This window comes from Microbacterium sp. NPDC091662 (assembly GCF_044756705.1).
In the GTDB taxonomy this organism is placed as follows: Bacteria; Actinomycetota; Actinomycetes; order Actinomycetales; family Microbacteriaceae; genus Microbacterium.
This window is the reverse complement of sequence record NZ_JBIVTM010000001.1, coordinates 1,147,106-1,159,148: the sequence shown is the minus strand read 5'-3', so window position 1 is coordinate 1,159,148 and position 12,043 is coordinate 1,147,106. Positions and strand designations below refer to the sequence as shown.

Sequence of the window (12,043 nt, the reverse complement as noted above, 5' to 3'; positions counted from 1 at the left end):
CGTGCGCAGCGGGCGCTCGGCTCAGGCGTCTTCGGCGATCTCGCCCTCGGATCGAGCGGTCAGCGAGCCTCGGTCGAGCGTGATCGTGAGTGCGCTCCCGGTCGGAGCATCAGCGGCGTCACGCAGGATCACACCGCCGTCGAGATGGGCGATGGCGTAGCCGCGAGCCAGCGTCGCGGCGGGGGAGAGCGCTCGGAGAGATGCGCGGAGCTCGCCCGTGCGGCGGCCGGCGTCGTCGAGCTGCCGGTTCACGGCTTCTCTTCCGCGTCCGAGAAGCAGCCAGATCTCCTGGGCGCGGGAGTCGATGATCGGTGCGGGCGAGCGCAGCACCGGCCGTGAGCGCAACTGCTCCAGTTGGGCGATGTCATGCGTGAGTCGCTGCGTGAGCCTCGTGGTCGCGCGGGACCGCAGCTGCGCGATGAGCGCGCGCTGCTCGCCGACGTCGGGCACGACGCGTTTCGCCGCGTCGGTCGGGGTCGAGGCTCGGAGATCGGCCACGTCGTCGAGCAACGGGTGGTCGTTCTCGTGTCCGATCGCGCTCACCACGGGAGTGGAGACCGCGGCCACCGCTCGCACGAGCTTCTCGTCGCTGAAGCCGAGCAGCGTCTGCGGATCGCCGCCGCCGCGGGCGATGATGATCACGTCGACCTCGGGGTCGGCGTCGAGGCGCGCGAGGGCCGCGAGCGTGTCGGGAACGCAGCGGTCGCCCTGCACAGCGGCGTACTCCGTGCGGAAGCGCACCTGCGGCCAGCGCAGCTCGGCGTTGCGATGCACGTCCTTCTCGGCGTCGGAGCGCTCACCGGTGATCAGACCGATCACGTGCGGGAGGAACGGCAGGCGCTTCTTCCTGGCCGGATCGAACAGGCCCTCCTGCCGCAACTGCACGCGGAGCTTCTCGAGCCGCTCGAGCTGATCGCCCAGCCCGACATGCTTCATCGCTGAGACGGCGAAACTGAAGTCGCCGGCCTTGACGAAGTAGTCGGCCTTCACCGCGGCGACGACGTGATCGCCGACGCCGATGTCCGAGGGGATGCGCCCGCGCACGCTCGACCACACCCGGATGGAGATCTGCGCATCGGAGCGGGTGTCCTTCAGCCGTGCGAACACGTTGCCGGCGCGGACGTTCCAGGAGGTGATCTCGCCCTCGACCCAGACGGTGTTCCACCGGGCGATGAAGTCGCGGATCGTCGCGTTCAGGCGTGTGACGGAAGTGGGCGCGTCGGCGGTCGAGTCGCGGGGTGCGACGGAATCGGCCGGAGGGGTTTCGCCCTGGCCCGTCGTCGCTTCGAAGACTGTCATCCGCTCCCGTTCCCTGCCCGTGAACCTCTCCGGCCGTGCACAGCTGCGCGACGGTAGAATTCAAGGGTGACTTCGACTGCCGTTCATCTCCCCGTGCCCCGCCTTCCACGAGTGCGCGCGGCGGCCGGGCGGCTTCAGGATAACCCGGTGGCCGGACACAAGCGCGTTCTGCTCGCCGCGCCGCGCGGCTATTGCGCCGGGGTCGACCGTGCCGTGGTCGCGGTCGAGAAGGCGCTCGAACGCTATGGCGCCCCCGTCTACGTGCGCAAGCAGATCGTGCACAACATCCACGTCGTCACCGAGCTCGAGGAGAAGGGCGCGATCTTCGTCGAAGAGGTCGACGAGATCCCCGAAGGTGCGCACGTGGTCTTCAGTGCTCACGGAGTCTCACCTGCCGTCGTGAATGCGGCGTCCGATCGCGGACTCCACGCGATCGATGCCACCTGCCCGCTGGTCACCAAGGTGCACCGCGAGGCCGTGCGCTTCGCGCGAGACGACTTCGAGATCCTGCTCATCGGCCACGAAGGCCACGAAGAGGTCGAGGGAACGGCCGGCGAGGCCCCGGAGCACGTCACCGTCGTGAACTCTCCGGAAGAGGCCGACACGGTCGTCGTGAAGGACCCGAACAAGGTCGTCTGGCTCTCGCAGACCACTCTCTCCGTCGACGAGACGATGGAGACGGTCAACCGTCTGCGCACCCGTTTCCCCGAGCTGCAGAACCCGCCGTCCGACGACATCTGCTACGCCACCCAGAACCGTCAGGTAGCGATCAAGAAGGTCGCAGCCGGAGCAGACCTCGTGATCGTCGTCGGTTCATCGAACTCGTCCAACAGCGTGCGCCTGGTCGAGGTCGCGCTCGAGTACGGCGCGAAGGCCGCCTACCGCGTCGACTACGCCGAGGAGATCCAGCAGGAGTGGCTCGACGGCGTAGAGACGGTCGGTGTGACCAGCGGCGCATCCGTGCCTGAGGTGCTGGTGCGCGAGGTGCTCGATGCGATCGGCGACGCCGGATATCGTGACGTCGAAGAGGTGAAGACGGCCGAGGAGGATCTGATGTTCTCCTTGCCCAAGGAACTGCGTCAGGACGCTGCGGGTCAGCGCGACGCGCGGGCACTCGGCGGTCGTGCATCGGGAGGAGGCGCGTAGCGTTGAGCGCCGCGGAGGCGGAGCCCACCCTCATCGGGTCGGTGCAACGCGCTCTGCGGCTGGTCGACATCGTCGCCAACTCGCCTCGTCCTCTTCCGCCCAAGATGCTTGCGGCGATCACCGGACTCACCCCCGGCACCACTTACAACCTGGTGCGCACGCTCGTGCATGAGGGGTATCTCGCGTCGGAACCCGACGGTGTCGTGCTCGGCACCCGGTTCCCGTCGTTCCAGCAGCAGATCGGCGCGCGGGGAGTCTTCCTGGCCCGCGTGCGTGCGGCGCTACGAGATGTGACGCAAGATGTGGGAGCCACGGCGTACCTCTCGCGCTTCGACGACGGGGAGATGCACCTGGTCGACATCGTCGACGCCGTCCGCAATCCCCGGATCGAGTTGTGGGTGGGTCTGCAGTCCAGCGGGCACGCGACCGCCCTGGGAAAGCAGATCCTCGCCGATCTTCCGGAAGCCGACCGTCTGGACTACCTCTCGCGGCATCGTCTGCCGGAACTGACACCGCGGACCATCACGGATCGCACCGCGCTGCTCACGCAGCTGGAGCGCTCGCCGGGGTGGGCGATCGACCAGGAGGAGTACGCGATCGGCGCCACCTGCGTCGCGGTGCCGGTCATCGCCCCGGGGATCACCGCGTCACTCGCGATCTCCCTGCCGACAGAGCGTGCGGTGGTCGACCGCGCGCTCGTCTCGACCCTTCAGCGCACCGCGCGCCGTCTTTCGCTGCAATTGGGAGCGGATTCGCTGGATGAGGGTCTCGCCGGGGGCGAGTTCACTATCTGAAGGAAGGCCCCTGGTATTGCCTCACGCGGTTTCCTACTATGGGGAGAGTAGCGGCATACGTGAACGCTACTGATCGCCTCGAGCGTCCCCAGCGCTGGCGATCAATCTGGATGAGAAGCGTCCCCAGCGCTTCACGTCCGCGGCCCCGAGAAGTCCCCACTTCTCCGGGGCCGCTATCGTTTCCGGCGCTCGCCCTCGCCCGCTGTGAACCGGCCCGAGGTTGTGCCGTTAGCATGGCGAGATGAGCGATCAGCGGCCCCAGTACGGCGAACTCGCGACCCCCGAGGAGCAGCGACGAGCCGCCGGTCTGCCCCCGCTCGACGAGGTCGTGATCGCACCTCCCGTGGCGTCCGTCCCGCCCACGCTGCAGGCAGGGCCGGCGGATGATCCCGCGACGAAGCGATCGCACCCGCTCGATCGGTTCGCGACGATCGCGATGCTCGCCTACGGACTCATCAACATCGTCGTCACCGGTCTGTCGTACCTGGATCTGCCGAGCGTCATGAACCAGACGATGAAGATCCTCGGCATCGAGGGGGAGTTCACGAACTTCGCGCAGGGGAAGACCTGGGGGACGATCGCCGCGATCGTGCTCGCCGTCGGATGGTCGATCACCGCTGCGCTCTCGATCCGCCGTCTGCGCAGAGGACGGATCACCTGGTGGCTCCCGATCGTGGGAGCGATCATCACGATGGGCGTGGTGTCGATCTGCATCGCGGTTCCGATGATGAGCGATCCGGCGTTCGTCGCCCACCTCGAGCAGATGACGGCCCCCTGACCTCACCCTCGTCGGCAACGGCGCGCGTCGTTCCCAGGGGCACGCAGAAGGGGCCCGGCAGGAATGCCGGGCCCCTTCTGCTTTCTCGTGAACTGTCAGCTCTGGGACTGTCCGTACGAGCCGAGCTGACGGGTCGACTCCACCACGCGGGCGGCCATCGCCGACTCGGCGATCTTGCCCCAGGCACGCGGGTCGTACTGCTTCTTGTTGCCGACCTCGCCGTCGACCTTGAGGACGCCGTCGTAGTTCTTGAACATGTAGTCGGCGATCGCGCGCGTGTAGGCGTACTGCGTGTCGGTGTCGATGTTCATCTTGATCACGCCGTTGGCGACCGCGAGGGCGATCTCCTCATCGGTGGAACCCGATCCGCCGTGGAACACCAGGTCGAGCGGCTTGGCGCCGGTGTTGTACTTGGCGGCGACCTCGGCCTGGATCTCGCCGAGGAGCTCCGGACGCAGCTTCACTCCACCGGGCTTGTACACGCCGTGCACGTTGCCGAAGGTGAGGGCGGCGATGTAGCGGCCCTGCTCGCCGAGGCCCAGGGCCTGCACGGCCTGGTCGACATCGGCGAAGGTCGTGTAGAGGGCTTCGTTCGAGCCCTCGTGCTGCACGCCGTCCTCTTCGCCGCCGACGACGCCGATCTCGACCTCGAGGATGGCGTTGATGTTCTTCATGCGGGGGAGCAGATCCTTCGCGATCTCGATGTTCTCCGCGAGGGGAACAGCCGAGCCGTCCCACATGTGGGACTGGAAGATCGGGTTCCGACCGGCCTTGACCTCTTCTTCGGAGGCGGAGATGAGCGGCTCGACGAAGCCTGCCAGCGCATCCTTCGGGCAGTGGTCGGTGTGCAGCGCGACGGTGATCGGGTAGTTCTTCGCGACCTCGGTCGCGAACCGGGCGAAGGCGAGGGCGCCGGTGGCGCGGGCCTTCACCGTGTGGCCGGCGAAGTAGTCGGCGCCACCCGTGGTGACCTGGATGATGCCGTCGGAGCCGGCCTCGGTCAGTCCCTGGAGGACGGAGTTGATCGTCTGCGAGCTGGAGACGTTGAATGCGGGGTACGCGAAGCCGCCGGCCTTCGCGCGGTCGAGCATTTCGGCGTACTGATCCGGGGTGGCGACGGGCATGAGAACTCCTGCGATAGGGGAAGCCGGGACAGCTGCCACTCTATCGGGGCGTGCGCGCTGATACCGCAGCCGTGGCCGCGGTCGAGCGCGGCCTCTCCTGCCTCGTTGTTAAGAATCGCGATTCCTTCGTGGGATCTGGACCGAAAGGCGCCGGATTCGGACGTGTCGATGGCTAGGCTGACCGCATGGTGAGTCTGACAGCGGATCTGAGCCCTCTTCGTCCCGACCGTAACCTCGCGATGGAGCTGGTGCGTGCGACGGAGGCAGCGGCCATCCGCGCGGTCCCCTTCATCGGTCGCGGTGCCAAGGAAGCGGCAGACGGTGCCGCGGTCGATGCGATGCGTGCATTCCTCGGCACGGTCGACTTCCAGGGGCGCGTCGTCATCGGCGAGGGGGAGAAGGACAACGCCCCGATGCTCTTCAACGGCGAGGTCGTGGGGACGGGCCGCGGACCCCTGTGCGATATCGCGGTCGACCCCATCGACGGCACCTCTCTCACGGCTGCCGGTCGGCAGAACGCCCTCTCCGTGATCGCCGTCTCAGATCGCGGCACGATGCTCGACGCCTCGACCGTCTTCTACATGGACAAGCTCGTGACCGGCCCGGCTGGTGTCGGGGTCGTCGACATCCGTCTGCCCATCGGCGAGAACATCCGCAAGCTCGCGGGCGCGCTCGACAAGCCCGTCGACGAGATCGTCGTCTCGGTGCTGAACCGCCCGCGCCACGAGCAGCTGATCCAGGAGATCCGCGATGCCGGTGCCGGCACACGTCTGATGAGTGACGGTGACGTCGCCGGTGGCATCAACGCGGCCCGTCACGATGCGCGCACCGACATGTGCGTCGGCGTCGGCGGCAGCCCCGAGGGCATTGTCACGGCGTGCGCGATCAAGGCTCTCGGTGGACACATCCAGGGCCGCCTCTGGCCGCGCGACGATGACGAGCGCCAGCGCGGCATCGACGCCGGACTCGACATGGACAAGGTCTACGAGGCGGACGACCTGGTGCAGGGGAACAACACGATCTTCGTCGCGACCGGTGTGACCGACGGTCAGCTCGTCGCCGGTGTCCGTCGCGAACGCGGCTACGTGTACACCGAGAGCGTCGTGCTTCGCGGGGCTTCGGGGACTCTCCGCCGTATCGCATCGGAGCACCTCGTCTCGAAGTGGCTCTGATCCGTCGGGAGCTGTTCGCCGCGTGACCTTCTGTGGCGAATGGGCGCCATCGTTATCGAGCCGGTATCGCCCGGCCGCGGCACGATCCACGGTTCGCCGGGGTGCCGTGTCACAATTGTCACTGGGTTTGTCGCCGTCGACGGAGCCGCCGGGCACCGCAGGCACAGGAGGGCGAACAGATGACAACGCAGCACACGAGCGGTTCTAAGGCCGCCCCGACGAAGATCATCACGACCAACACGGGGCGTATCCTCCGGGTGAGCGCCGATGCGGAATCCGTTCCGACGCCGCCGGTCGTGGCCCCGGCCACTCCGGCGGTCGATCCGGCTCGCCGGGCCGACGTGCTCTTCCGCGTCCGTCGCGACGAAGGACACGAGATCAGCGCGTGGTGGATGATCGGCGCGTTCCTCGCGACCAGCGGTCTCGTCATCCTGCTGCTCAGCGGCGTCCCCGGTATCGCCTGAGCTTTCGTCGCCTCAGCATTTCGTCGCCTGGGATGGTCGTCTCCCGTCGTTCGCGAAGTCGAACGGCGGCGGGGTCGTTCTCGCAGGCTGATTCGCCCGCATCACTCTTCGTCGAGTCGACGCCGCACGTCACCCACGTCCGCGCGGACCGTCTCGGCACGCGTGGGCTCGTGGGGGCCGATCGCCTCGGTCTGCGACGGGCGATCGCCGGAAGCGGTGTCATCCGTCGCGATGAGTTCGGGTGCGGTGAATCGCCTGGCCGCGCCCACCGTGGTCGGAGGCGCTGTCGCGAGAGCTGACGCATCAACACCCGGGAACTGGCGGGCGGTGACGAGCACGCGCGTCTCGAGTGAGCCGGCGAACCTGTTGTAGCTGTCGACGGTGCGCTCCAGCGCCCGACGCAGGTCGTCGGCATGCCCGGCGAGCGTGCCCAGCCGGTCGTACAGCTGCGTGCCGAGCGCGAGCAATGTGCGCGCCTCGGTCGACACCTCCTGCTGGGTCCACGTGAAGGCGACGGTCTTCAGCACCGCCCAGAGGTTGACGGGTGAGGCGAGTGCGACCCGTCGGCTGAACGCATAGTCGAGCAGGGTCGGGTCCTCATCGATGGCGGCGGCCAGCAGCGACTCGCTCGGCAGGAAGCAGATCACGAACTCGGGGCTGGCATCGAGTCCCGCCCAGTAGGCCTTCTTCGCAAGGGCGTCGACGTGTGCACGGACCGCCTTGACATGCTTCTGCATCAGCGCGCGGCGCTGCGGCTCTCGTGCGTCGCCCCCGGGCAGGGCGGAGGCCTCGAGGTAGGCGTCGAGAGGCACCTTGGCGTCGACCGCGATCGAGCTGCCTCCGGCGAGGCGGATGACCATGTCGGGTCGCCCCTGACCACGGTCGGAGGAGATCGTCGCCTGCAGGTCGAAATCGATGTGACGGGTGAGTCCGGCAGCCTCTACCACACGGCGCAGCTGGGTCTCACCCCAGACGCCGCGCGTGGCGGTGGATCGCAGCGCTCCGGCGAGGGATTCGGTCGTCGCCCGCAGGGCTTCGTCGGACTCCTGGGCCCGGCGAAGTTGCTCTTCGAGAGTTCCGAACTGTGCGTGCCGCTCGCGCTCGATGGCCGTGACCTTGGTCTGCATCTGCTGCAGACTCTCGCGGACCGGTGCGAGCGCGGTCAGCACCGCATTCTGCTGTTGCACCCGCTGCGCCTCGGCCCGCTGCTCGTTCCGTGCATGCTCGACGGCGTCGCGGTACAGGTCATACTGCCGGTCGCGGTCGTCGCGCGCGGCCGCCAGCTCGGCCTGGGCGCGCGCGAGGTCGGCGGCCCCGCGCCCGGCACGCAGGAACCAGCCCACGGCGGCACCCGCCGCGAGGGCGACGAGCAGAAGAACGACAGCCAGAGCATCCATGTGTTCATGATGCGGCCGGCATCCGACATTCCGAGGCCGCCGCGCACAGACGCGGCGCGGCGGGTCAGGCGACGGCGCGCTCCAGTGCGGGGGCGACGGGGGCGACCGGCGCGGTCACGCGCAGGCTCAGGGCATCGGCGAGCGCGAAAACATCCGCGGCGCCCGCTCTGGCTGCCGCGTCGATGACGATCTGCGCGCAGGCGCGGGCGTCGGCGAGGGCGTCGTGATGCGAGAACTCCTCGAAACCCGCGGCGGCCGCGGCGACCGGCAGACGATATGAATCGAGCGTGTAGGTCTTGCGGGCGACCTGCAGGCTGCACAACGAGCGGTACGGCGGGCAGAGCTGACCTGTCGCCTCGGAGGCACGGCGCAGGACGTTGAGGTCGAAGCCGGCGTTGTGCGCCACGAGCACGTCAGCTCCGGCGAAGGCGCACAGACGGTCGAACTGGTCGACCCAGGTGGCGGCCGACAGCACATCCTCGGGCTGGATGCCGTGGATGCGGACGTTCCACTCCTGGAACTCGTCGTGTCCTGGGGGCGGCTGGATCAGCCATCCGGTGGTGGCCACGACCTCGCCGTCGCGCACGCGGACGAGTCCGACGGAGCAGGCAGAGGCCGGACTGGAGTTCGCGGTCTCGAAGTCGATCGCAGTGAAATCCAGTGGCACATCCCCACTTTCCCCCGGCGGCTCGAAGAGGGGTCGGAGACTCGCCGTATGCTGGCGACATGGCTGAGGACATGGCGACGTCGTTCGGAGCGCAGGCCGGGGATTACGAGGCCGGGAGGCCCGACTATCCGTTCGAAGCGGTGGCGTGGTTGCTCGAGCGGATGCCAGCGGATTCCCGCCGCGTCGCCGATGTCGGGGCGGGAACGGGCAAGCTCACGCGCGTCCTCACGCAGGCCCCTGACGCTGAGGTCGTCGCGATCGACCCCGATCCGGAGATGCTCGCCACCCTCCGCGGTGCAGTGCCGGGGGTGCCCACCTTCGTCGGGTCCGCGGAGCAGCTGCCTCTTCCGGACGCGAGTGTCGACGCCGTCGTGCTGGGGCAAGCGTGGCACTGGGTGAATCCGGTCGCCGGCTCCGCGGAGATCGGTCGAACCATGCGCACCGGGGGAGTGCTCGGCCTCATCTGGAACATCCGCGACGATCGCGTCGAGTGGGTCCGCAGGCTCACCGAGATCATGCACGGCAGCCACGCCGAGATCATGCTCGCCGAGGGAGATCCGGTCGTCGCCGCACCTTTCGGTCCTCTCGAGCAGGAGCGGTGGGAATGGGTCCGCCCCGTCACCCGCGACGTGCTGCACCGGATGGCGGCATCGCGCAGCTACATCATCACCGCCCCTGACGAGGAAAAGGCGCGCATCCGCCGGGAGCTCGACGCCCTCTTCGATGAGCTCGACCTGCATGGCGATGCGACCATCGACCTTCCGTACGTGACCCGCGCGTACCGCGCCGTCCGCGACTGACGCACAGCCCCCGCAGGATCGCGGGGCACCGGCCAGGTAGACTCGTGCCCCGTGGCTCTCACTATCGGCATCGTCGGCCTGCCCAACGTCGGCAAGTCCACCCTCTTCAACGCACTCACCAAGAACGACGTGCTCGCGGCGAACTATCCGTTCGCGACGATCGAGCCCAACGTCGGCGTGGTGAACCTGCCCGACCCGCGTCTGGAGAAGCTCGCGGAGATCTTCGGCAGCGAGCGGATCCTCCCCGCGGCGGTGTCGTTCGTCGACATCGCCGGCATCGTGCGCGGTGCGAGCGAGGGTGAGGGTCTGGGCAACAAGTTCTTGGCCAACATCCGTGAGGCCGACGCCATCGCACAGGTCGTGCGCGGCTTCGCTGACGACGACGTCGTGCACGTCGACGGCACGGTCAACCCGGCATCCGACATGGAGACGATCAACGCCGAGCTCATGCTCGCCGACCTCGAGACCGTCGACAAGGCGATAGCCCGGTACGAGAAGGAAGTCCGCGGCAAGAAGATCGAGCCCGTCGTGCTCGAGACCGCGAATGCGGCGAAGGATGCGCTGGAGCGCGGCGTGCTGCTCTCGGTCGCCGGCATCGATCTGACGCCCATCCGCGAGCTGGGTCTGCTCACCGCGAAGCCCGTCATCTTCGTCTTCAACGTCGACGAGGCGGTGCTGACCGACGATGCGCGCAAGGCGGAGCTCGCCGCTCTCGTCGCCCCGGCGAAGGCCATCTTCCTCGACGCGAAGATCGAGTCCGAACTCATCGACCTCGACCCGGAGGATGCGGCGGAACTGCTCGCCTCGACCGGCCAGGACGAGTCGGGCCTCGACCAGCTCGCGCGTATCGGCTTCGATACCCTCGGCCTGCAGACCTACCTCACGGCCGGTCCGAAGGAAGCGCGCGCCTGGACGATCCCCAAGGGCTCGAAAGCGCCGCAGGCCGCCGGTGTCATCCACACCGACTTCGAGAAGGGCTTCATCAAGGCCGAGATCGTCTCGTTCGAGGATCTGGTCGAGACCGGTTCCGTCGTCGAGGCCCGTGCCAAGGGCAAGGCACGCCTCGAGGGCAAGGACTACGTCATGCAGGACGGCGACGTCGTGGAGTTCCGCTTCAACAACTGAGCACGACAGCGTGATCGAAGGCAGACGCCTGAGGTCAAATCTTGAGGAAGATGCCATCTATGTCCAGCTCAGGCAAGTTGGCTATGGATCGTCGTGCCCATTCCGGGTCGATCAGAGCTTGAGCTTGTGTGATCTGAAGTTGGGCTTCTTTCATTGTGTAATGGAGCAGCTCCGTCCAGTACACAAGTTCTGAGTTTCGTCTCGAGCTCCTGACGGCCCTCAAGAAGGCCGTGGCGCTTTGATGCAAGCTATCCATACATTCATACGCTGGCATGTAAAAGCCCACAGGTCGTGGGCCATGGAGGAAGACGCCCAAGGAGTCCGCGGCGGCTGCCTTCATCGATCCGCTATGCGATGCGTGAACGTGGTGACTGGCGTTCGAAAAGCGGGAGCTTGATTCGACATCTCCGTATGCTCTGCTTATGTCCGCGTACGTTACCCGACGGTTGTCGAAGGCCGGCGATGCCCAGCCGTATGGTCTGGCCATGGAGACTCCATGTCGCTGGATGACGCGCTGATACTGCTTATCTATTATTTGGATCGTCTCAGCAGTGAGGCCGCGAACATGGCCGTCCTCTTTCCGTCGCCACATTTCCACATGGTGACTTGCCTCGAATCGTTTTGCGATCTCGGTGCTGCTCCGCTCGATGAACGTCGCAATGACGCCGAGCTCGACTACGGTACGCATGCGGGCTTCAGCGCCGTCCGGAAACCCGCGTTCGAGCAATGCAAAGGTTTCGTTGGTTGCGGTCATGGCACGTTGGAGTAGTCCTGCCAAAACCTCCGCCTTCCGACGTGGGCGCCCCTGCTGGAGCCAGCGAGAGCCCGCGGACGCCAGTACGTGGCCGCAGATTGATAGATAGGCCGAGACGAAGTCCAATGATTCGTCTAGAAGCTCAGCGACCGAGTCGCTAACCAGGTCTGGAAACGCACGTGCCGCCGAGCCAAGCTCCGCTAAGTCCTCTGGAAGATGCCAGTCCAGATTCTCAAGAAAGTCACGGGCCTTTTCGCGCGGATCAGCGTTCGGGGTTCGACGACTGTAGGAGGAGATACTCCCCGCGATTCTCTGCGAGAGCTTTTTCAGAAGCGCTCGCTCGAGATCGGCCATCTTCATTGCCGGATCTGCTTCGGCTGACCGCCCGTCTCCTGCAGATGTCCTCATGGCTGAAGTATGCCGGTTTTGCGCAACTGTGTGTTCCCGACCGGCAGCGCCCGCGCTCGGATCGGAAGCTTCGAAGTTAGTGCTCGGCGTATCGAAGAACGCAGAGCATCCAAGG

Annotated in this window: 12 protein-coding genes; 7 read left to right on the top strand and 5 right to left on the bottom strand. The window is 67.0% G+C overall.

Going from position 1 to position 12,043, the window contains the following annotated elements:
- Positions 1-21 precede the first annotated feature (21 nt).
- A complete protein-coding gene (gene xseA / locus ACIQLD_RS05540) occupies positions 22-1,299 on the bottom strand; it encodes an exodeoxyribonuclease VII large subunit (RefSeq protein ID WP_402606003.1) in 1,278 nt (425 codons plus the stop codon).
- Positions 1,300-1,392: 93 nt separating this feature from the next.
- On the opposite strand from xseA, the gene ACIQLD_RS05535 reads away from it, so the two are divergent.
- The 3 genes from ACIQLD_RS05535 to ACIQLD_RS05525 all read left to right on the top strand — a co-directional run bounded on the left by ACIQLD_RS05535 (position 1,393) and on the right by ACIQLD_RS05525 (position 4,017).
- On the top strand, positions 1,393-2,445 hold the full coding sequence (locus tag ACIQLD_RS05535) for a 4-hydroxy-3-methylbut-2-enyl diphosphate reductase (protein WP_402608489.1): 1,053 nt from the start codon (positions 1,393-1,395) through the stop codon (positions 2,443-2,445).
- 2 nt (positions 2,446-2,447) lie between these two features.
- Positions 2,448-3,239: an IclR family transcriptional regulator gene (locus tag ACIQLD_RS05530; protein ID WP_402606000.1), complete on the top strand. Its 792-nt coding sequence runs from the start codon at positions 2,448-2,450 to the stop codon at positions 3,237-3,239.
- Positions 3,240-3,480: 241 nt separating this feature from the next.
- Positions 3,481-4,017 carry a DUF6264 family protein gene (locus ACIQLD_RS05525; RefSeq protein ID WP_402605997.1) on the top strand — a complete coding sequence of 179 codons (537 nt, stop codon included), beginning with the start codon at positions 3,481-3,483 and terminating at the stop codon, positions 4,015-4,017.
- A 95-nt stretch (positions 4,018-4,112) separates the two neighbouring features.
- Here ACIQLD_RS05525 and fbaA read toward each other — a convergent pair whose 3' ends face one another.
- Positions 4,113-5,141, bottom strand: coding sequence for a class II fructose-bisphosphate aldolase (gene fbaA, locus ACIQLD_RS05520; protein ID WP_402605994.1), 1,029 nt, complete (start codon positions 5,139-5,141; stop codon positions 4,113-4,115).
- Positions 5,142-5,326: 185 nt separating this feature from the next.
- Here fbaA and glpX point away from each other — a divergent pair, with 185 nt between their 5' ends.
- The gene (gene glpX / locus ACIQLD_RS05515) at positions 5,327-6,313 is read left to right on the top strand and encodes a class II fructose-bisphosphatase (RefSeq protein ID WP_017828697.1); all 987 of its coding nucleotides are present in this window, start codon (positions 5,327-5,329) and stop codon (positions 6,311-6,313) included.
- A 179-nt stretch (positions 6,314-6,492) separates the two neighbouring features.
- Positions 6,493-6,777: a hypothetical protein gene (locus ACIQLD_RS05510; RefSeq protein ID WP_402605991.1), complete on the top strand. Its 285-nt coding sequence runs from the start codon at positions 6,493-6,495 to the stop codon at positions 6,775-6,777.
- A 101-nt stretch (positions 6,778-6,878) separates the two neighbouring features.
- On the opposite strand, the gene ACIQLD_RS05505 is transcribed toward ACIQLD_RS05510, so the two are convergent.
- A complete protein-coding gene (locus tag ACIQLD_RS05505) occupies positions 6,879-8,174 on the bottom strand; it encodes a DNA recombination protein RmuC (RefSeq protein ID WP_402605989.1) in 1,296 nt (431 codons plus the stop codon).
- Between the two features lie 64 nt (positions 8,175-8,238).
- Positions 8,239-8,841 carry a 3'-5' exonuclease gene (locus ACIQLD_RS05500; RefSeq protein WP_402605986.1) on the bottom strand — a complete coding sequence of 201 codons (603 nt, stop codon included), beginning with the start codon at positions 8,839-8,841 and terminating at the stop codon, positions 8,239-8,241.
- Positions 8,842-8,900: 59 nt separating this feature from the next.
- On the opposite strand from ACIQLD_RS05500, the gene ACIQLD_RS05495 reads away from it, so the two are divergent.
- Together ACIQLD_RS05495 and ychF are read left to right on the top strand one after the other, a co-directional pair.
- Positions 8,901-9,641, top strand: coding sequence for a class I SAM-dependent methyltransferase (locus tag ACIQLD_RS05495; RefSeq protein WP_402605983.1), 741 nt, complete (start codon positions 8,901-8,903; stop codon positions 9,639-9,641).
- A gap of 51 nt (positions 9,642-9,692) precedes the next feature.
- Entirely contained in the window at positions 9,693-10,766 is a 1,074-nt protein-coding gene (ychF, locus tag ACIQLD_RS05490) for a redox-regulated ATPase YchF (protein WP_136025120.1), read from the top strand.
- Positions 10,767-10,800: 34 nt separating this feature from the next.
- On the opposite strand, the gene ACIQLD_RS05485 is transcribed toward ychF, so the two are convergent.
- Positions 10,801-11,928, bottom strand: a complete 1,128-nt coding sequence (locus ACIQLD_RS05485; RefSeq protein WP_402605980.1) for a DUF5677 domain-containing protein — start codon at positions 11,926-11,928, stop codon at positions 10,801-10,803.
- Positions 11,929-12,043: the final 115 nt, after the last annotated feature.